We start from the raw sequence: 20,708 nt of genomic DNA on the forward strand, positions 1-20,708 counted from the left end.
TCTGTTTTACGGCACGTGAGCGGGTGCCGCTGGCGCCCTTTTTTAACTTTCTAACGATCTAAGCGGACGTAGCGATGGCCAGAGTTGAAGTGGAAATGCCCCAGATGGGCGAATCAGTAATGGAGGGCACCGTCATCGAGTGGACCAAAAAGGTCGGTGAGCAGGTGGAGGAAGACGAGACCCTTCTGGAAATTGCAACCGACAAGGTAGACACCGAAGTGCCCTCGCCGCAGGCCGGCACCCTTGTAGAGATTCTGGCTGAGGAGGGCGACACCATCGAAGTGGGGCAGACAATCGCTGTTATAGAAACCGATGCTGATCAAGTCGACAAGTCGGAAAGTCCTGAAGTCGACAAGTCGGAAAGTCAGGAAGTCGAAAAGTCTGATAAGTCCGAAAGTCCGGAGTCCGAAGAGTCCGAAGTCGAGGAGTCCGAAGAGCCTGAACCCGAGCCTGCATCTGCTTCCGCATCCGCTTCCGGCGGCGAAGGGGAGCGCGTCGAGGTAAAAATGCCCAAGATGGGCGAGTCGGTGATGGAAGGCACCGTTATCGAGTGGACCAAGAAGGTGGGCGACGAGGTGGAGGAGGACGAAACTCTCCTGGAAATTTCCACCGACAAGGTGGACACCGAAGTACCCTCGCCGCAGGCCGGCACCCTCGTGGAGATCTTGGTGGAGGAGGGTGAGACCATCGAAGTGGGACAGACCATCGCCGTGATCGCCACCGGCAAGGCCGCCGCATCCGGCGCCTCCGCCTCGGCAGCCTCCGGAGACGGCGCCTCCGGTGCAACGTCCGATACTAAATCCGGTGCCGCCGAGAGCACCCCGGCACCGTCCGCACAGCCCTCCGCGGCTCCTGCCTCCGCTTCCGCCGGATCGCCGGCGGCCTCCGCCAACGGACAGCCTTCGGGAGGCGGCTCCGAGCCTCAGCGCATCGGCAGCGACGGGCGTTTCTACTCCCCGCTGGTGCGCAGCATCGCCCGCGAGGAGAACATCTCCCAGGAGGAGCTCGAGCGCATCGAAGGCTCGGGCAAGGGTGGACGCGTGGCCAAGCAGGACGTAATGCAGTACCTGGAAGACCGCAAGGCCGGCAAGGTGCAGCAGCCTGCCGCGCAGCAGGCGCCCGCCGAACAGCAGCAGCGCGCACGGCAGGCCGCCAAGAGCGGGGAGAGCGCCATTTCCGCGGGCGAGCTGAACGTGGAGCGCCCCTCCGGCAATACCGAGATTATCAAGATGGACCGCATGCGCAAGATGATTGCCGAGCATATGGTCCGCTCCAAGCAGATGGCCGCCCACGTCACCACCTTTGCCGAGGTGGATGTTACCGAGCTGGTGCGCTGGCGGGAGGCCAACAAGAAGACCTTTGCCGAGCGCGCGGGCGTGAAACTGACCTACACGCCGCTTTTCATTGAGCAGATCATCCAGGCCATTCGCGAGTTCCCCCTCATCAACTCTTCGGTGGATATGGAGAAGGAGGAGATCATCCTCAAGCGCGACATCAACTTCGGCCTGGCCGTGGCCCTGGGACAGGGCGGCGAGGGCGGGCTCATCGTGCCCGTCATCAAGAAGGCCCAGGAGAAGAACCTGGTGGGACTGGCCGAGGAGGTGGCCCAGCTGGCTGACAAGGCGCGCAACAAGAACCTGAGTCCGGACGACCTGGTGGGCGGCACCATTACCCTCACCAACTATGGAAGCGTGGGCAACCTCATGGGCACGCCCATTATCAACCAGCCGCAGGTGGCCATCATGGGAACGGGCGTCATCGAGAAGCGTCCCGTGGTGATGGAAACCAACCATGGCGACGTGATCGCCATCCGTCACATGATGTACCTCTCCATGAGCTACGACCACCGCATTATCGACGGCGCCCACGGAGGAGCCTTCCTCAACCGGGTGAAAGAGCTGCTGGAGAACTTCGACGCCGACCGGGCGGTCTGACCGCCATGGACGTTGACCGCACCATCCCCGAAGTACGCGGAAGGGTGGCCCGCTGGCGCAAGGAGGGCCACCGGGTAGGCTTCGTACCCACCATGGGCGCCCTGCACGAGGGGCACCTGTCTCTCTTCCGCCTGGCTGCCGAAAGGTGCGACCGCGTGGTGGCCTCCGTCTACGTCAATCCCGAGCAGTTTGCCCCCGACGAGGACTTTGAATCGTACCCGCGCGACCTGGAGGGCGACCTGGCCAAGGCGGGCGAGAACGGCGTGGACGCCGTCTTCGCTCCTGATGACGAGGTGATGTACGGCGACCGAAAAAATCTGCGCATTGAGATCGATGAGCTCAACGAGCATATGGACGGCGGCTCGCGGCCCGGCTTTTTCGAGGGCATTCTGCTGGTGGTCAACAAGCTGTTTAATATCGTGCGGCCTGACCTGGCGGTTTTCGGGCAGAAGGACATCCAGCAGTTCCGCATCCTGCAGCGTATGGTGACCGAGTTTCACCACCCGGTGGAGCTGGTTATGGGACCCATCGTCCGGGCGAATGACGGGCTGGCTCTCAGCAGCCGTAACGCCTACCTGGACGACGGGCAGCGCGAAGTGGCTCCCTCCCTCTACCGGTCGCTCCGCTGGCTGAAGGGCCAGATCGAGGAGGGTGCCCGCAACCTGGAGCTTCTGATGGGTCACCAGAAGTCGGAACTGGAGGCAAAAGGCTTCGAAATTGATTATCTTAACCTGTTTGACTACGCGTCGATGCAGCCCGTTGACACTCCGAAGAAGGGTGAGAAATACATACTGGCGGGTGCCGTTTATCTTGGGAAGACACGGCTGATTGACAATATGATTTTGGAACTCGATTCCTGACGCACCATGAAGCTGACCATGTTCAAATCGAAGCTGCACCAGATGAAGGTGACCGAAGCGAACCTTCACTACGAAGGCAGCATCACCATCGACCGCGAGCTGCTGGAGGAGGCCGGCATCCTCCCCTACGAGAAGGTGCAGGTGCTCAATATTACCAACGGCTCGCGCCTGGAGACCTATACCATTGCAGGCGAAGCCGGCTCACGGGTCTGCTGCCTGAACGGGGCGGCCGCCCGCCTCACGCAGGTGGGCGACCGCATCATTGTCATCGCCTATGCGGAGATGACCCCCGAGGAGGCCGAGGGACACAAACCCAGGGTGGTGGTGGTCGACGCGAACAACGAGCCGAAGAAGATTATCAGCGAGAGCGAGTATGCCACGGGCTACGACCTGGAGAGCGGGATGGTGGATAACACGCTCCAGAACGGCTCGGGCTAGTTCCGGCAGCCGCCGGCATGTAATAGTTCTTGTCTCCTGCCGCGCGCCTCGCAAAAGGATATACCAGATGTAAAACTTTATAAGAAGGCGTGTCGTCACGTAACAGGGACCCTTATTTTTCGTTTAGTCATTCCCGCCGGCTTACGGCAGGAACGGAGTTATTACATATATAGTTAATTAGGAGCACTCACGCTCAACACCACGTCGCCTTATGTCGAAAAAATACATCATACCGGGAGCTCTCCTCGCACTTGTGCTGGTCGCATGGCTGGCTTTCGGTTCCGACTCTTCTGAAGATTCCATCATCTACGCCACCCCTGAGACCGGCTCCTTTGAGGTGACCATCACCACCACGGGGGAGCTCCGGGCACGCAACTCCACGAGCATCCGCGGACCGGAAGGGATGCGGGAGTTTCGCATCTTCAACGTGACCATTCAGGATATCATCCCTGAGGGCACCCTTGTGCAGAGAGGTGACTATGTGGCCACCCTGGACCAGTCGCAGGCCTTGACTACCCTGCAGGATGCTGAACTTTCGCTGGAAGAGGAGGAGGCCGCCCTTGAGATCGCGCAGCTGGACAGCTCGCGAACCCTTTCGGATGCCCGGGACAATATCATCGATCTGGAATTTCAGTTGGAGGAAGCGCAGATCGCCTTGGAACAGTCGAAGTACGAATCCCCGGCCGTCCAGCGCGAGGCCAAGATTGCCCTTGACCGGGCCGAGCGCAACCTGGCCCAGGCCGAACGCAACTATGAGCTTACCAAAAAACAGGCCGAGGCCGAAATACGTGAAATCCTGGCTGACGTGCGTGAAGAGCGCAACGATGTGGAACAGATCAAGAAGATCATGGGTAACTTCACCATCTATGCGCCCGAGAATGGCATGGTTATCTACAGGCGCAACCGTGACGGGAGCAAGGTGACCGAGGGGAGCGAGATCAACGGCTGGGACCCGGTCGTGGCCGAGCTGCCCGACTTCAGCCAGATGGAGTCGGTTACTTACGTGAACGAGGTGGACATCCAGAATGTGCGCGCCGGTCAGCAGGTGGACATCGGGCTGGATGCCATGCCGGATAAAAAACTTTCCGGCGTGGTCAGCAGCGTGGCCAACATCGGCGAGCAGCGGCCCAACTCCAACTCCAAGGTGTTTCAGGTTATCATTGAGGTCAACCAGTCGGACTCCACGCTTCGTCCGGCCATGACCACCAGCAACCTCATCAACATCAGTTCGGTGGACAGCGCACTTTATGTGCCTCTGGAGACGGTGCACACGGAGGATACCCTGAACTTTGTCTACAAGCGTGACGGCGGCAGTATCGTACGCCAGCAGGTGATTATGGGACTCATGAACGAGAATAACGTAATCATTCACGAAGGCGTGCAGCCCGACGATCAGCTTTTCCTTTCCTCGCCGGATGACACCACCGGCATCCGCAACGAGCGGCTGCCCGCCGAGGTTCTCGAGGAGTACCGCCAACAGCAGACGACCGAGCCCCAGCAGCAGCAGCGCCAGATAGGTGGAGGCCTGGAGGAGATGCTCAACCAGATGCCCGCCGCCATGCGAGACCGCATGGAACAGATGCTTGAAAGTGGAGAGGCGGATACGGCCGAGCTGCTACAGAAAATGCGTCAAGGCATGCAGCAGATGCAACGGATGGGCGGCGGCCAGGGAGGACCTCCCACCGGCGGTGGCGGACCCCCGACAGGAGGTGACAACGACGACGGTTCCTGAGAGGCGTTGCCTGCATCAGCTTATCAAACAGTCTTTTTTAGATTAGAATAGTACGGGGACCCCGCTTTGCTTCAGAAAATTATCTATAACTTTGACATTGCCCTGGATGCCATCCGGCAGAATACCATGCGCAGTTTTCTCACCTCGCTGGGCATCATCTTCGGGGTGGCCTCCGTAATTGCCATGCTGGCCATCGGCCGGGGCGCCCAGGAAGAGGTACTCCAGCAAATGGAACTCCTGGGGACTGACAACGTGATCATCGAAACGGTCATGGAGCAGCAGGAGGGCGAGGTAGAGGATGGCTCCACACAGTCGGGCGAGTCGCAGCGCCGCTTTTCGCCGGGACTTACACTGGGGGATATGGAGAGCATCCAGAACACTATTCCCAAGGTGGAGCATGTCAGCCCGGAGATACTCTACGATACCTATTTCGTACGAAGTGGACGCATGCGCACCGGCAAACTGGTGGGCGTCAACAACCGCTACTTCGAGATCAACAACTTCGAGTTCGAGTCGGGCAGCTCCTTTACCGAGCTGCAGCAGCGAAACTCCGAGCCGGTTTGCGTGATCGGCTCCGACGTGCGCACGCGCTTCTTCGCAGGACAGGATCCCATCGGCCAGCAGATCAAGGCAGGGGGACTCTGGCTCACCGTGGTGGGGGTGCTCGATGAGCGAGAGATGACCACCGAGAATATCGAGAACCTGGGCATTCGCAACTACAATCTCGACATCTTCGCCCCGGCCACTTCTGTCCTGCTGCGCTACGGCAACCGTGCGGTGGTCACCCAGCAGGAGATCCAGGAGTCCCAGTCCGGCAACGGGGGTGGGCAAGAGGTGCAATTTTTCGGTGGCGGGGTCATGATTTCCGGAGGAGGCGGCTCCGCATCCTCCTCGTCCTCAGACAACGGTACCCAGAATTACCACCAGCTCGATAAGCTGATCGTGCAGGTGACCGACAACGCCTATAGCGTGCCCATTGCCGACATCATGCGCCGCATGCTGCAGCGCCGTCACAACGGGGTCATTGACTTCGAGGTTGTCGTACCTGAACTTCTGCTTCAGCAGGAGCGCCGCACGCAGGAGATCTTTAACATCGTACTCTCTTCCATTGCCTCCATCTCTCTCATCGTGGGGGGCATCGGCATTATGAACATCATGCTCGCCTCTGTGGTGGAGCGCTACCGTGAGATCGGCGTGCGCCGTGCTGTGGGAGCCCATAAAAGGGACATTCATCTGCAGTTTCTTACCGAGGCCCTTACCATCAGCATCAGCGGGGGAATGATCGGTATTTTCCTGGGCATGGCCCTCAGCTTTATCATTGAGATCACAGCAGGCATTATCACCATTGTGACGCTTTCTTCTATTGTCATATCGTTCGGGGTGGCGATGGCCATCGGGGTCATCTTCGGGTTTTTTCCCGCGCGCCGCGCCGCCGAACAGGATCCAGTAAACGCCCTACGACATGAATAATCACCGCACGTTTTCCCTTTTTACCCTCTTTATCCTCCTGGCAGTGGGCGGCCCGGCCGTCGCGCAGCAGAATCAGCAGGGAGGCGACCTGGGCACCCTTACCCTGCAGCAGGCCATAGGCATTGCGCAGGACCAGAGCCCCCAGGCCGAGACGGCGCGCTTCGCCCTGCTCGCCAACCAGTGGCAGTATCGCTCCTACCGGGCGGACCTGCTGCCAAGCCTTACCCTGTCGGGCCAGGCCCCCAATTTCAACCGCAGTATCAACCCGGTGACCCAGCCCGACGGCTCCGTGGTCTTCCGCGCCCAGGTACAGTCGGAAGCCTCCACTGAGCTGTTTATCCAGCAGAATATTCCACAGACAGGCGGCAGTCTCTTTCTGCAGTCGGGCCTGGAGCGCCTGGGCATCTTCGGAGGAGAGAGTACCTATCTGTGGTCCAGCTCCCCCCTGGTGGCGCGCTTCTCCCAGCCGCTTTTCCAGTACAACAGCTTCAGGTGGCAGCAGCGCATCCAGCCCCTGCAGTACGAAATCGCCCAGAAGGAGTACGCCCAGAACATGGAGTCCATTGCCCAGCAGGTGACCAACCGCTTTTTCAGCGTCTACCTGAATCGCATCAACCTGGAGAATGCAGAGTTTAACGTTACCCGCAACGATTCAATCTATAATATTTCCCAGGGACGCTATGAGGTGGGTAGCATCTCCGAAAACGAGCTGCTGCAGACCGAACTTCAGCTCAGCAACTCGCAGAGCAACCTTACCAGCGCCCGTATTGAGTACGAGCGCTCCCTCAACGATTTCAAGATCTTTTTGGGCTATCCCACCAGTGTCACTTTTGATTTGGATCCACCTACCGAGCTTCCCGAAATCAACGTCACGCTGGACCGCGCCGTACAGCTGGCCATGGAGAACAACTCTGAGGCTCTTGACTACGAGCTGCAGGAGCTGCAGGCCGACGCCAACTTCGCCCAGGCCAAAAGCGAGAGCAACTTCCAGTTCGACATCAACGCCACCTACGGGATCAACCAGACCGCGGAAAACTTCGTGGACCTCTACGACAATCCTCAGAACCGCCAATCGGTGAACGTCTCTTTCCAGGTGCCTATTTTCAACTGGGGAAAACAGCGGGCCGAAGTGCAGATGGCGCGCAACCAGCAGCAACAGACACAGAGCCAAATTCAGTACCAGCGCCGGCAGTTCATCCAGGAGATCGAGTATACCGTCAAACAGTTCATGCAGTTGGCAGGGCAGGTGGACCGGGCCGCGCGCTCCGATACCATCGCCCAGCGCCGCTACGAGGTGGCCCAGAACCGTTACCTCATCGGCAGCATAAGCATAACGGACCTGTTCATCGCCCAGAGTGACCGCACCTCGGCGCGGCAATCCTACATCGGAGCCCTGCAGGACTTCTGGTCGGGATGGTACAACCTGCGCCAGCTCACGCTGTGGGACTTCCGCCGCAACGAGCCCATCGATCACCAACTCTGATTCCGTTCCTGTCGTCAGGTGACCGGTCAGCTTCGCGCCCCTAAGGTCGGGGACCGGACCCGTGACCCGTGTTCTCTTCGTTTGCGATTGCGGCCAAAGCTCCTAACTTTAGGCGGAACGCAAACGAAGAGAACAGGGATCATGATGGACGAAAAAGACACTTCCGGCAGCACGAACAACCAATCTGACAAACCCGCAGGCCTTGCCCCATCGGGCCTTTCCCGGAAGGACTTTCTGGGCACCGCCGCCATGGCCGGAGCCGGCCTGATGGTGGTCCCGCGCCGCGTGCTGGGCGGCCCGGGCTACCAGGCGCCCAGCGACCGTCTGAATATTGCCTGCGTAGGCGTGGGGGGCATGGGCGCGAGCAACACCCGCTCCCTGCACGAGCTTGGGGAGAACATCTATGCCCTCTGCGATGTGGACGAGGAGTACGCCGCCGAGACCTTCTACAACTATCCCAAGGCGAAGAAGTACACCGACTTCCGCGAAATGCTGGAGCAGGAGCCGGAGATTGACGCCGTCGTGGTGGCTACGCCCGACAACACCCACGCCGCCATCGCCATCCAAGCCATGAAGGCCGGCAAGCATGCCTTTGTACAGAAGCCGCTGGCGCGCACCATCTACGAAACGCGCCGCATGGCCGAGGTGGCCGGGGAGACAGGGGTGGTGACGCAGATGGGCAACCAGGGCCACTGCTTCGACGGCACCCGCAAGATTGTCAACTGGATTCGACAGGGGGCCATCGGTAAGGTTCACGAGGTGGCCTGCTGGACCAACCGGCCCGTCACCTGGTGGCCGCAGGGCGCCAACGTCACCCAGCCTGATGAGATTCCCCTGGTGCCCTACACCATGCACTGGGACCTATGGGTGGGGCCCTCTCCCTACCGCCCCTATCATCCCGATTACGCCCCCTTTGCCTGGCGTGGACGCTGGGACTTCGGCACGGGTTCGCTGGGCGACATGGGCGCGCACATCTTCGATCAGCCCTTTTGGGCCCTGGAGCTGGGCGCACCGGAAACGGTACACGCCAGTCCCACGCCCTTCAACGACGAGGCCTATCCCCAGGGGTCGGCCGTCTACTACAAATTTCCGGCCCGCGGCGGCCGGCCGCCGGTGGACCTCACCTGGTACGACGGTGGACTCAAGCCGAGGCGCCCGGATGAGCTGGGCGACGAGGAGGCTATGGGCGCCTGGGGCGGCGGCATGATCTTCTACGGTTCGGAGGGCATGCTGCAGGCCGACGTCTACGGAAACAACCCGCGTTTCATTCCCTCCTCCATGGGGGACGATGTGGGTGAGCCCGACATGGAGATTCCCCTCTCACCGGGCATACACGAGGAGTTCGTCAACGCCTGCAAGGGTGAGGGGGAGACCAGCTCGCCTTTCGGCTACGCCTCACGCCTAACCGAGACGATGCTCCTGGGCAATCTGGCCATTCAATTCTCCGAAGAGCCCATCAAGTTACAGTGGGATTCCGAGAACCTGCGGGTACCCAACCTGGAGGACGCCAACAGCTGGCTGGACGAGCGCAACAACTTCCGCATGGGCTGGCGTGAGCTTATTGGCTAGGACCGCTAAAACGCCGGGGCTTTCTCGAAGCTCAGGCGTGGTCTTTCAGCCGGGCGAAGAAAGTCGCCGAGGTGCGAATGCCGCGTTTGAAGTCCTTCAGCGAAAAGCTTTCGTTGGGGGAGTGGATGGCGTCGCGCGTCAGTCCAAAGCCCATCAGGATGGACGGCGCTCCGAGCTCTTTCTTGAAGTCGGCTACGATGGGAATGGATCCCCCCTCGCGGGCGAAGAGCGGTTCCTTGCCGTACATCTCCTCGAAGGCTTCGGCCGCCGCCTGCATGCCGTAGAAGTCCAGGTCCGTCAGCACCGGGTGCCCCCCGTGGTGCTCGGTCACCTCCACCTGCACGGTTTCGGGAGCAAGGTCGCGGATGTGGTCGGCGAAGAGGCGCGCAATCTCTTTGGGGTCCTGCTCCGGCACCAGGCGCATGCTGATTTTAGCGCCTGCTTTGGAGGGGAGGACCGTCTTGGCTCCCTCGCCCTGGTAGCCGCTCCAGAGGCCGTTCACGTCGAGGGTGGGACGGGCGGAGGCCCGCTCGAGGGTGCTGTAGCCCTTCTCCCCGCGGAGCGCTTCCAGGCCCAGCTCCTCCTTGTACTGCTCCTCGTCGAAGGGCAGCTTGCGGTAGGCCTCGCGCTCCTCCTCGCTGAGCGGGCGGACCCTGTCGTAGAAGCCGGGAATCTGGATCACGCCGTCCTCGTCGGTCAGGGAGGCGATCATACTGGAGAGCACGATGGCGGGATTGTCCACCGCCCCGCCGTAGACCCCCGAATGGAGGTCGCGGTTGGGACCGGTGACGTCCACCTGCATGTAGGCCAGTCCCCGCAGTCCGTAGGTAATGGAAGGCACGTCTTTGGCGAACATGGCGGTGTCGGAGATGAGCACCATGTCGCAGGCCAGCAGCTCGCGGTGCTCCTTGAGAAAGGGCACTAGATGGGGAGAGCCGATCTCCTCCTCGCCCTCCAGCAGGAATTTGATGTTTACAGGAAATTCGGAGCCTGTCTTGCGGTAGGCCTCCAGGGCCTTGGCGTGGGTGAACGACTGCCCCTTGTCGTCGCTGGCCCCTCGTGCGTAGATGCGTCCGTCGCGCACGGTAGGTTCGAAAGGCGGGGTGTCCCAGAGCTCCAGCGGGTCGGGCGGCTGCACGTCGTAGTGCCCGTAAACCAGCACGGTGGGGCGGTCGCCATCGGCGGTCAGCTCCCCGTAAACGATGGGATTGCCCTCAGTTTCGAAAAGTTCCACCCGGTCCAGGTTCAGGTACTCCAGCTGTTTCTGCCAGAAGTTGGCGGCCTCCCGGATATCCTCCTTGTGGCGGGAGTCGGTGCTGACGCTGGGAATACGCAGCAGTTCAAAAAGTTCCTTTTTAAAGGTTTCCTCGTTCTTCTCGATGTAGGACAGGGGATCGGACATGGGCAATACGGGCTGTTTGCGGTGATTGGAAGCAGGGAAGTTAACAAAGCGGGGTTTGCATCACAACGGGCGCATGTCCGGGTTTTTAATCCAGTTCGCTGGAATAAAAAATTCCTTATTCTAATAAATCGGCTTATATTAGAATAAGAAAACTTATAGTCCAATAGACTGGAATATGGCATCCTACGATTTCCACCAACTGTCCTTTTTGCCACCGGAAGAGGAATTTACACCACCGCTGAACTACATCACGGATGCCTACCATGCGGTTGGAGAACTGAAAGGTAGAATGTTCAGGGATGTCATCAATCCTCATTTGATTGTGGCCCCTCTCTTGAACAAGGAAGCGGTTGTAAGTTCTAAAATCGAGGGAACTCAGACCACCGTGCGTGAAGTGCTAAAATACGAAGCGAGTAAACCCAAACAGGAGAATCCGGAAATCCTGGAAGTGCTGAATTATCGGAAGGCCATCTACGAGTCCGTAGAGTATCTGGAGAAGAAGCCCTCCGGAGAAAACCTCATCCGCATGCTTCATAAGATTTTGCTTTCTTCTGTACGAGGGAAGGAAAGGGATCCAGGTAACTACAGGCGTGGACCCGTACATCTTGGCAAACCGGGAAGTCCTGTTGAGGAGGCTGTTTACATTCCACCCGGTCCGGAAGAAATCGAGGGACTGATGAAAAACTGGGTAGAGTTCGTGCATGAGCACGAGATGGATCTCCTGATTAAGGTGGCTGTCTCGCACTATCAGTTCGAGGCCATTCATCCCTTTTTGGATGGAAATGGGAGGGTGGGAAGGTTGCTTGTACCCATCGTTCTTTTTGAGCAAAACCTGATCTCGTATCCGTACTTTTACATCAGCGAATACTTCGAAAAACATCGCTCGGACTATTATGAAGCATTGCGTGGTGTCGATCGCGATGGAAACTGGGAGATGTGGATCAGGTTTTTTCTCGTCGGCGTGCGCGAAACGGCCATACAGATGCAGGCCAAGGTTGTTCGCATGTACGACCTGTACGGGACGACCAAGGAGAAGCTTCTTGAAATGAATTCACAGTATGCCCAGCTGCTTCTGGATCTACTGTTTGAAAAGCCCATTATCGCCTCAAAGGAAATACATGAGAGGCTCAGTCAGCCCAGCTCACAGACTCTTTACAATCTGATGGACAAGTTTGAAGAGGCTGGGATTATCACCGAAATCACCGGGAACAAGCGCAATAAAATGTATGCCTTTGGAGAATTGCTCGATATCATTGGATAGGAAGAACACGGAATGAAAGCATTCCTCGGGGCTAGAGCACCCGGATGTGCCCGGTGGGAATCCAGCCGTACATGCCGTTGCCCAGGCGCACGTAGCTCCAACCCTCCTGCCCGGCGCTGCGGCGGTGGTCTACCGTCAGAGTGTAGCCTTCGAAGGCCTGGCTGACGATGGGAGCGTCGCTTCCCGGCTGCTCCATTACGTTGGCCTGCTCGTCAACCATTACGGCGGGACTGTAGCGGCGGTCGATGTGGCTGGCGTAGAAGCTGAGGAGGCCCAGCAGAAGGCCTGCCGATACCAGGGCGATGCCGCCCCTGCGCAGCAGCAGTTTCCATCGATCCCGAAACCAGTGGACCACAATGAGTACCACCCCCAGGTTAAGCAGCAGCAGCCCTCCGCTCATCAGGGCGGAAGAGCCGATGTTTTGCTGAATCCACTCCACGGCCCGCTGCCAGGGGAGCTTGGGCAGCACGGCCGACTGGCGGCTGAACCTGTTCTCCAGGTTCTCCAGCGCCCGGTAGGCCTGCTGGCGGGTTTCCGGGTAGGTGCGCGATTTCATAAAATAAAACTTGGCCTGTCCCAGCGAGTCGATGCGCGCAGAGGCGATGCCCATGTTCAGGTAGAGGGCGCCGGAGCGGTGTCCCTCGCTCTCCAGGGCGCGGTAAGCCTGCAGGGCCTCGAAGGTGGATTCGTCCTGCAGGAGGCGGTTGGCCTGGTCGAAGCGATTCTGGGGACCCGACTGGGCCGCCGCCAGACTTGGGAACGCGGACGCCAGCATCATCGCCAGCGCCAGCAGCAGGGCGGAACGGCGGAGGGTGGAGCGGCCGGCCGGAGGGGCTGTTGCGTGAAGGGTGCGCATCTCAGAGTTCCTTCTTTAGTTTTTCCAGGGTGCTTTTGGCCAGCTCCACGTGCGACTTCAGGTACTCCGAGGTGGTGTTGGGGGCATAACTGATGGTGGCGCATTTGTCCAGCAGCAGGCGCATGTTTTGGATGAGCTCCTCGTTGACCTCTTCCTCCTGCAGGGCGGACAGGTACTGCTGATTCGACAGGCCCGCCTCGGGCAGTCCCAACCGGTCGCCTACGAATCCGGTGAGCGCCTTCTGGAGCATGTGGTAGGCCTCCTTGATGGCGCCTTCCTCCGCGCGTGTCACGGCCTCTTCGAGTCGGGCAGCGGCTTTCTCGCCCGCCCTGACCGAGCGCGCGAAGTTCATGTCGCTGCTCATGCGCTCACGGTAGCTTTTCTGCCAGTAACCGACGGCGAGCAGCAGCAGCGGCAGGGTGATGCCCGACCAGAACCACCATGTGCCGATCATTGAGCCGGAACCGGGACTGCTCCAATTCGCCAGTCCGGTAACGGGTTGCACGGACAGTGCCCCGTTCTCCGGGGCGGGCGTCACTGCATCGGGATTTCGACGAACGGTCAGGGGAATGGCAGGCAGGGTACGGGTGATATAGCGGTCTTCAGACGGATGGAAATAGGAGAGGGTAGTCTCCGGAATGGTGTAGGTGCCGGGACTGCGGGCCACCAGCACGTCGGTGAAGATCTTGGTGCCGCTGATACGCCGGTTATTGCGGCTGATGCTGGCGTTCTCCTCGGGGGCGTAAACTTCCAGGCCGTCGGGTACAGGGTACTCGGGCTTGGAAAGCAGGGGGATGTTGCCGGTGCCGCTGACCGTGGTCTCTATTTCGATGGATTCGCCCACCATCACTTCGCGGGTGCTGGCGCTGCGGTTAAAACTGAAGTCGCCCACCGCACCGCTGAAATGCTCACCACCGGACGGCAACTCCCGGACCTCGAGGGTCACCGGATCGCTGCGCAGCTCCACCTGGCGCTGATTGGTGCCAAAGCCGCCGAAAAAGCTGCTGAAGGGATCGTTGCGGGATGATGATGAGCGCACTTCTACGGCGATTTCGTAGGGACTGATGCTGAGTTCGCCGGACTTGGTGGGGAAGAGGGCGAACTGCAGCAGGCTGGCCCGGCGGTAGCGCACACCGTCCAGAATGCTCGATTCGGCGCGGGCGCGTCCCTGGTTGGCCAGCTCCTCCTTCCAGAAACCCTCGGCCTTCCAGCCCGGCACAGGGGTGTAGTTGTTGACCTCCAGGTTGTCGCGGAAGTAGAGCACCACGTCTGCAATGAGCTGCTGTCCAGGTACCGGATTCTGCTCGTCCACCTCAAGCCTCAGGAAAATCTCGGGACGGGAGGAGGCGCCGGGGCTGTTGGCCGAAGTGTTCCGGTCGACAATGCGCACGTCGATGGTGTTGGTGCGGTAGGACTTGCTGTCGATGGTGACGGGCACGGCGGGAATGCGGAAGTTGCCTTCACGCTCGGCCACCATATAATAGGTGTAGGTGTAGCTGGTGGATGTGCGTCCATTGATGAAATTGAAACTGCGCGAGGTGGAGGGTGTGCTGCTCAGCAGGCGGAAACCGGGAATTTCGGGAATCTCCGGTCGGGTGACGTTGGTAAAGTCGCCGCTGATCTCAATGTTGAACTCGATGCGCTCGCCGGTGTAGATGGTGCTCTGCGAGACGGTGGCTTCCACGTCAGGGGAAGACTGGGCTGCAGCCTCCCTTCCCACGATCGCTGCCAGCAACAGGGCGAAGAGCGCGAGCTTCCTACCAATCCTTATCATTGGTATCGTCGCTCGATTCCGTTTTCTGTTTCTTGAATTCCTTCAGCAGCTCCCGCTCCTTCTGCTCGAGGGCCTGCAGGATCTTTTCGGCCTCCTCCTTGCTGATCTGGTTCATCTGCTGTTGCTGCTGGTTCTGTTGCTGCTGATTTTGGTCCTGTTGTTGCTGGTCCTGGTTCTGCTGTTGTTGCTGGTTCTGCTGCTGATTCTGGTCCTGGTTCTGCTGTTGTTGATCCTGCTGTTGCTGCTGCTGGTTCTGGCCCTGTTGGTTTTGCTGTTGCTGCTGACGCTGCCGCTGGAGGGCCAGCTCATAGTTGTGTTTCGCATCGGTATCGCCGTCCTGGTAGCGGAGGGCGTCCCGGTAGGCTTCGGCCGCACTCTCCCACTGCTCCTGCTGTGCGTGCACGTTGCCGATGTTGTAGTCGGCGCGGGATTGCCGGGCGGGATCTTTGGTCATCGTCTTGTAGCGTTCGAACAAGCGTATGGCCTCTTCGGCCTGGCCGGTGCTGGCCAGGGCGTTGCCCAGGTTGAAGTAGAGCTTGGCGTTCTCAGGGTTCGCCTCGATGGCCTTTTTGTAGAGGCCGATGGCCGTTTCGTAGTCGCCCTGGTTGTAGGCCTCGTTGGCCTTGCGCGCGTCGTCAGGTCCGGCCCCGATGAGGAAGGCCAGGAGTAGGATGCTCAGTTTCTTCATCACGGATAATCTTGGTTGCGTCTAAAGTGGGAAACGTACGGGATCCCGTCAAATTGCCGGCCGGTCAGTCTATCTCCTCGGCCAGGGCCAGGGTCTCCTCGTCCATTTTCATATTGGTGAATACGTCGGATACGTCGTCATTGCTTTCAAATTTTTCCATCAGCCGGAAGTTGGAGGATGCCGTTTCACGATCCACTTTCACTTCGGTCATGGGAATGCGGATCAGCTCGGAGGATTCCACCTCGTAGCCGGTATCCTCCAGCTTCTTCTTCACCTCGAACATGGACTCGCGGCCGGTGGTCACGGCAAAGTATTCCTCTTCGGCGTCGATTTCCTCCGCGCCCGCGTCGATGGCATCCAGCATGAACGCCTCCTCTCCATGCTCACCGCGGGGCACGCGGATCATGCCTTTCTGGTCGAAAAGATAGCCCACCGAGCCGTCCGTGCCCAGGTTGCCTCTGTGGGAGGAGAAGATGTGGCGGATGTCGGCCACCGTGCGGTTGTAGTTGTTGGTGGTCACCTCGATAAAGTAGGCGATGCCGCCGGGTCCGTAGCCCTCGTAGGTGGCATCCCTGTAGCGACCTTCGCCCTCGTCCAGCTCGCCGGTGCCTTTTTTGATGGCCCGCTCGATGTTGTCCTTGGGCACGTTATCAGTCTTGGCGTTGTCGATCGCCATGCTGAGCCGGGGATTCATGTCCGGATCGCCTCCCCCCTCACGGGCTGCGACGGAGATCTCCCTGAGGTGCTTGTTGAAGATCTTGTTGCGCTTTTTGTCTTCCCGGGCCTTCTTGTGTTTGATGTTGGCCCATTTGGAGTGACCTGCCATAGGTACGGTACACATTTTGGTTGCGTCATGCGGCCGGCCGGACCGGTCGGCAAAGCTCCATAATATAAGAGTTAGGCGGCATTGCACCTAATGCCTGGAGGGCGGGAATGCCTCGGCGCGGCTCTGTTGTTACCCTCATACGAATCGGCGCGACAGGGCGTTGACCAACAGAAATATCAACGAAACAGATCGAGCACGGATGAACATAGGCATCGTTTGCTATCCCACCTTCGGAGGCAGCGGGGTGGTGGCTACGGAACTCGCCAAGGGCCTGGCCCACCGCGAGCACAACGTACATATTCTGAGCTACGCGCGGCCTGCGCGCCTGGACGCTTTCGAGACCAACATCTCTTTTCACGAGGTGAACCTGAACAGCTATCCGCTCTTCGAATACCCGCCCTACGATCTCGCCCTGGCCAACCAGATGGCCAACCTCATCGCCCACGAAGGCATCGACATCCTCCACGTGCACTACGCCATTCCGCACGCCACCAGCGCCTACCTCGCCAAGCAGATCCTGGGTGATAAGGCAGCCCACGTGCCCATCATTACCACCCTGCACGGCACCGACATCACCTTGGTGGGGAGCGATCCCAGCTACAAGAACGTGGTGGACTTCTCCATCAACCAGAGCGACGGGGTGACCGCCGTATCGGAGTACCTGAAGGAGGAGACCCTGGAGCGCTTCGACATCCGCCGCGAGATCGAGGTCATTCCCAATTTCATCGATCTGGAGCGCTTCCGCAAAGGCGACAAGGACCACTTCAAGAAGAGCATCGGGCCGGAGGGGGAAAAGGTGATCGTGCATGTCTCCAACTTTCGGGAGGTCAAGCGTGTGCCCGACGTGGTGGAGACCTTCCACCTGATGCTGGAGGCGGGACTGAAGGCCAAGCTGCTGCTGGTGGGCGACGGACCCGATCGACAGCGGGCCGAGCAGAAGTGCCGGGAGCTGGGCATCTGCGACCAGGTGCGTTTCCTGGGCAAGCAGGACCAGGTGGAGGAGATCCTCTCCGTAGCCGATCTCTTTCTGATCCCCTCAGGGTCGGAGACCTTTGGGCTGGCCGCCCTGGAAGCCATGGGCTGCAGCGTGCCGGTGATCAGCTCCAACATCGGCGGGCTGCCCGAGGTTAACATACACGGGGAGACAGGCTACCTGTGCGAGCTGGGCGACGTTCAGTGCATGGCCGAATACGGGCTGAAGATCCTGGGCGACGAGGAGCTGCACCGCACCATGGCGGCAAATGCCCGGCGGCGCGCCGAGCAGTTCGAGATGAGCGCCGTGGTGAACCTTTACGAGGAGTACTACCGGCAGGTACGCGAGGGGATGACCCAGAAGGTGTAACTCGCCGGGTTCAGGCCGCAAGCACCTTCGAAACCTGCTCAGCCGCTTCCTTGAGCAGCACGGCGGAGATGACGTTCAGATTGGAGTCGTCGATAATCTGCTTGGCTTCTTCGGCATTGGTGCCTTGCAGGCGCACGATGATGGGCACATTCTCCACCTTTTTAGCGATCTCAGGGTCCTTGACCGCCTCGATTACACCGTTGGCCACGCGGTCGCAGCGCACGATGCCGCCAAAGATGTTGATGAGAATGGCTTTCACGTTTTTGTCCTCCAGGATGATGCGGAAGCCGTTCTTGACGGTTTCCACGTTGGCGCTTCCGCCCACATCCAGGAAATTGGCGGGTTCGCCGCCCGAGAGTTTAATGATGTCCATGGTGGCCATGGCCAGCCCGGCCCCGTTGACCATGCAGCCCACGTTGCCGTCCAGCTTGATGTAATTGAGTCCGAACTCGGAGGCCTCCAGTTCGATGGGGTTCTCCTCCGACTCGTCCCGCAGCTGCTGGATCTCCTTTTGGCGGAAGAGGGCGTTGTCGTCAAAAGTCATCTTGGCGTCCAGGGCCATCACGTCACCGCCGGGGGTGAGTACCAGGGGATTGACCTCCACCAGGCTGGCGTCGGTCTCCTCGTAGCAGCGGTAGAGAGCCATGATGAGCTTCACCGCACTCTTGAAGGCGCCGCCCTCCAGTCCCAGCGCGTAGGCCAGGTGGCGGGCCTGGTTGTGCTGCAGCGCCATGCCGGGCTCCACCCATTCCTTGACGATCTTTTCGGGGGTTTCCTCGGCAACTTTTTCGATCTCCACGCCGCCTTCGGTGGAGACCATGATCACGTTCTTGCTTTTGGCGCGGTCAAGCAGGATGCCCAGGTAGAATTCCTGTTCAATGTCCACCCCGTCGGTCACGTAGATGCGCTGCACCTTCTGTCCCTCTTCACCGGTCTGGGCCGTCACCAGCACATCGCCCAGCAGCGATTCAGCCGCCTCGCGTACCTCGTCGACGGTATTGCAGAGGATGACGCCTTTGGCGCCGCTGTTTTTGGTGCGTCCCTTGCCGCGTCCCCCGGCGTGAATCTGGGCCTTGACCACGAAGAGAGTGGTGCCGTTGTCTTTCATCTTTTGAGCGGCGGAGACGGCATCTTCCACGGTGGTGGAAGCCACGCCGCCAGGGACGGCGACATTGTGTTTATTCAGGATCTCCTTGGCCTGGTATTCATGTATCTTCATGGCGGGTCTGCTCGGAGTTTGCTACAGGGTTCAAGTGCGAAACAAGTATAGGAATAAATGTCTTTAAAGTCATAAAGTCACAAAGTCTATAAAGTCGAAAAGTCTGGAAGTCAGAAAGTCCACCGACTTTACGACTTTTCGACTTTATGACTTATGAGACTTTAAAAAGTGTGTGGACGCATGCGTACTTCGAAGGTGATGCCTTCCTCGGAATTCTTCTGCAAGAGTACGCTGTAGCCCATCTCCCTGGCGTAGGCCACGCAGCGCGGCAGCCCCAGTCCCACGCCCCGTGCCTTGTTGGAGAAGAAGGGGAAGAAGATCTTTTTTACGTAATCCTCGGGCAGGGGGGTGCCGTAGTTGGTGACGCGGATGCTCAGCGGACCGGCGATTTCCAGGCTGACCAAGCCCTCCGGGTCGTCGCCGTGATCCAGGGCGTTGCGCAGCAGCTCGGTGACGATATCCTGCAGCAGCACGAAATCGCTCTCCAGCTCCTCTACGTCCCGGGCGATGGTCACGCTGATGCGCTCACGGTCGGAGGCCGGGAACTCCTTGAGCGTGCTGTCGATGAAACGGCGTACCTGGAAGGAGGTGATCTGCACGGTTAGGTCCTTCGCCAGGTCATGGATGTCAGCGAGGATGCTCTTGAAGTCATCCAGTCCTTTTTCGATCTCCTGCAGGTACTCCAGCGGTGTGCCCTCCTGAAGCTGTTCGCCCAGCAGCTCGGTGTAGCCGGTGACTCCGTTGAGGGGGGAGTGCAGGCGATGCACCAGCAGACGGGACATTTCGCGCTGGAGCTCAAAAAAGTCGAAGTGGCTGTCCACCGGAACCGGCGTCATCGAAACCCTGAGGTAGTCCCGGTCGTTGAGGGCGACTTTTTCTTTGTGGATATGGTAATACTGGTTCATCCGCTCCCACACCACCTTGCCCCGGATTACGCGGTGGGGGGTGAACAGCTCCTCCAGCCGCGCCTTGCATTCGGGCTCTATGCCAAGGGCCTGCCGGGCGGCCGCGTTGGCATGCAGAATCTGCTCTGCGGAGGCGTCGGTTACGAGAGCAGGGGTCTCATAGCCGCTGATGAGGTTTTTTACAATTTTGTCCATGATACAGTCAATCCCGGTATGGCCGGGAAGGCAGCCCCTGCGGGACCGGCCCCAGCTGAAACCCGGTTAAACTTACCAATTATTAGCAATTCCTGAACGAACCTTTAGTCATTCTAATCTGCTCCCTGTTCCCCGAAGGCACGGCCGGATGGTGTACCGTTGGCACCCGCCTATCGGGACGGTTCGTGAGGTGGCTCCTTCCAGTTATCAGCCCGGCGGAAGCACTTCTTAAGAAAAAAACGGCCGGCAGATAGGTTTTCCGCTTTATGGAAAAAATTGCCATTAGGCCGGGATCGTGTCCCCGGGATGGGGCCGCAGAGGCTCTCTGAGCCCTCTTTCCCAGTGTGGCACGACAATTGCCACACTAACAATGCAACGAAACGAAGACCCGACCCATGAAACTGCTGGACAACCAACATACCAAGCTCCTGGCCAAGGCGATGGACGTCTATTCGCTGCGCCAGAAGATTACGGCCTCCAACGTGTCCAACATCGACACCCCGGGCTATCGCAAGCTTTCGGTGTCTTTCGAAGAGGAGCTTAAGAAGGTCTCCGAATCGAGCATGAGCGACGACGCCGTCAACTCGGTACAGCCCGAAATAGTGGAGACCGACCAGAAGCCCGTCCTGGAGGACGAGCTGCTGGAGATGGCCGACACCCAGATCCGCGTGCAGATGGTGACCCGAGCGCTGAGGCAGAACTATGAACTGATGAGAACCGGCATTACCGGCCGCACACAGTAACCCGAAGGAGG

At 59.4% G+C, this 20,708-nt stretch carries 17 protein-coding genes; 10 read left to right on the forward strand and 7 right to left on the reverse strand.

Annotated elements, in window-relative coordinates:
* The first annotated feature begins 74 nt into the window (after positions 1 to 74).
* From sucB to U5K31_09000, 7 genes are all read left to right on the forward strand, one after another.
* A complete protein-coding gene (sucB, locus tag U5K31_08970) occupies positions 75 to 1,934 on the forward strand; it encodes a 2-oxoglutarate dehydrogenase, E2 component, dihydrolipoamide succinyltransferase (GenBank protein ID MDZ7772855.1) in 1,860 nt (619 codons plus the stop codon).
* A gap of 5 nt (positions 1,935 to 1,939) precedes the next feature.
* A complete protein-coding gene (gene panC, locus U5K31_08975) occupies positions 1,940 to 2,794 on the forward strand; it encodes a pantoate--beta-alanine ligase (protein MDZ7772856.1) in 855 nt (284 codons plus the stop codon).
* A gap of 6 nt (positions 2,795 to 2,800) precedes the next feature.
* Positions 2,801 to 3,232, forward strand: coding sequence for an aspartate 1-decarboxylase (panD, locus tag U5K31_08980; GenBank protein ID MDZ7772857.1), 432 nt, complete (start codon positions 2,801 to 2,803; stop codon positions 3,230 to 3,232).
* Positions 3,233 to 3,443: 211 nt separating this feature from the next.
* Positions 3,444 to 4,964, forward strand: a complete 1,521-nt coding sequence (locus U5K31_08985; GenBank protein ID MDZ7772858.1) for an efflux RND transporter periplasmic adaptor subunit — start codon at positions 3,444 to 3,446, stop codon at positions 4,962 to 4,964.
* Between the two features lie 66 nt (positions 4,965 to 5,030).
* Positions 5,031 to 6,434, forward strand: a complete 1,404-nt coding sequence (locus tag U5K31_08990; GenBank protein MDZ7772859.1) for an ABC transporter permease — start codon at positions 5,031 to 5,033, stop codon at positions 6,432 to 6,434.
* Positions 6,427 to 7,917: a TolC family protein gene (locus U5K31_08995; protein MDZ7772860.1), complete on the forward strand. Its 1,491-nt coding sequence runs from the start codon at positions 6,427 to 6,429 to the stop codon at positions 7,915 to 7,917. The genes U5K31_08990 and U5K31_08995 overlap by 8 nt, the downstream gene beginning before the upstream one ends.
* Positions 7,918 to 8,058: 141 nt before the next feature.
* Positions 8,059 to 9,486, forward strand: coding sequence for a Gfo/Idh/MocA family oxidoreductase (locus U5K31_09000; protein MDZ7772861.1), 1,428 nt, complete (start codon positions 8,059 to 8,061; stop codon positions 9,484 to 9,486).
* A 31-nt stretch (positions 9,487 to 9,517) separates the two neighbouring features.
* Here U5K31_09000 and U5K31_09005 read toward each other — a convergent pair whose 3' ends face one another.
* Positions 9,518 to 10,888 (reverse strand): dipeptidase, encoded by a 1,371-nt coding sequence (locus U5K31_09005; GenBank protein ID MDZ7772862.1) that lies wholly within the window; start codon positions 10,886 to 10,888, stop codon positions 9,518 to 9,520.
* Positions 10,889 to 11,063: 175 nt separating this feature from the next.
* On the opposite strand from U5K31_09005, the gene U5K31_09010 reads away from it, so the two are divergent.
* Positions 11,064 to 12,149, forward strand: coding sequence for a Fic family protein (locus U5K31_09010; GenBank protein ID MDZ7772863.1), 1,086 nt, complete (start codon positions 11,064 to 11,066; stop codon positions 12,147 to 12,149).
* 31 nt (positions 12,150 to 12,180) lie between these two features.
* Here the strand turns inward: U5K31_09010 and U5K31_09015 are convergent, their stop codons facing one another.
* The 4 genes from U5K31_09015 to U5K31_09030 all read right to left on the reverse strand — a co-directional run bounded on the left by U5K31_09015 (position 12,181) and on the right by U5K31_09030 (position 16,293).
* Complete coding sequence (locus U5K31_09015; GenBank protein ID MDZ7772864.1) at positions 12,181 to 13,005, reverse strand: SH3 domain-containing protein; 825 nt, start codon at positions 13,003 to 13,005, stop codon at positions 12,181 to 12,183.
* Position 13,006: 1 nt separating this feature from the next.
* Complete coding sequence (locus U5K31_09020; GenBank protein MDZ7772865.1) at positions 13,007 to 14,779, reverse strand: BatD family protein; 1,773 nt, start codon at positions 14,777 to 14,779, stop codon at positions 13,007 to 13,009.
* Complete coding sequence (locus U5K31_09025; GenBank protein ID MDZ7772866.1) at positions 14,763 to 15,467, reverse strand: tetratricopeptide repeat protein; 705 nt, start codon at positions 15,465 to 15,467, stop codon at positions 14,763 to 14,765. The genes U5K31_09020 and U5K31_09025 overlap by 17 nt, the downstream gene beginning before the upstream one ends.
* A gap of 64 nt (positions 15,468 to 15,531) precedes the next feature.
* Positions 15,532 to 16,293, reverse strand: coding sequence for a YebC/PmpR family DNA-binding transcriptional regulator (locus U5K31_09030; GenBank protein ID MDZ7772867.1), 762 nt, complete (start codon positions 16,291 to 16,293; stop codon positions 15,532 to 15,534).
* A gap of 199 nt (positions 16,294 to 16,492) precedes the next feature.
* Here U5K31_09030 and bshA point away from each other — a divergent pair, with 199 nt between their 5' ends.
* Positions 16,493 to 17,635 carry an N-acetyl-alpha-D-glucosaminyl L-malate synthase BshA gene (gene bshA, locus U5K31_09035; protein ID MDZ7772868.1) on the forward strand — a complete coding sequence of 381 codons (1,143 nt, stop codon included), beginning with the start codon at positions 16,493 to 16,495 and terminating at the stop codon, positions 17,633 to 17,635.
* 10 nt (positions 17,636 to 17,645) lie between these two features.
* On the opposite strand, the gene sucC is transcribed toward bshA, so the two are convergent.
* Positions 17,646 to 18,854, reverse strand: coding sequence for an ADP-forming succinate--CoA ligase subunit beta (gene sucC, locus U5K31_09040; GenBank protein MDZ7772869.1), 1,209 nt, complete (start codon positions 18,852 to 18,854; stop codon positions 17,646 to 17,648).
* Positions 18,855 to 19,015: 161 nt separating this feature from the next.
* Positions 19,016 to 19,954 (reverse strand): HAMP domain-containing sensor histidine kinase, encoded by a 939-nt coding sequence (locus U5K31_09045; protein MDZ7772870.1) that lies wholly within the window; start codon positions 19,952 to 19,954, stop codon positions 19,016 to 19,018.
* A gap of 395 nt (positions 19,955 to 20,349) precedes the next feature.
* Here U5K31_09045 and U5K31_09050 point away from each other — a divergent pair, with 395 nt between their 5' ends.
* Positions 20,350 to 20,697 carry a flagellar basal body protein gene (locus U5K31_09050; protein ID MDZ7772871.1) on the forward strand — a complete coding sequence of 116 codons (348 nt, stop codon included), beginning with the start codon at positions 20,350 to 20,352 and terminating at the stop codon, positions 20,695 to 20,697.
* The last annotated feature ends 11 nt before the right edge of the window (positions 20,698 to 20,708 follow it).

It is taken from the genome of Balneolaceae bacterium, from assembly GCA_034521445.1.
Classification (GTDB): domain Bacteria; phylum Bacteroidota; class Rhodothermia; order Balneolales; family Balneolaceae; genus JAXHMM01.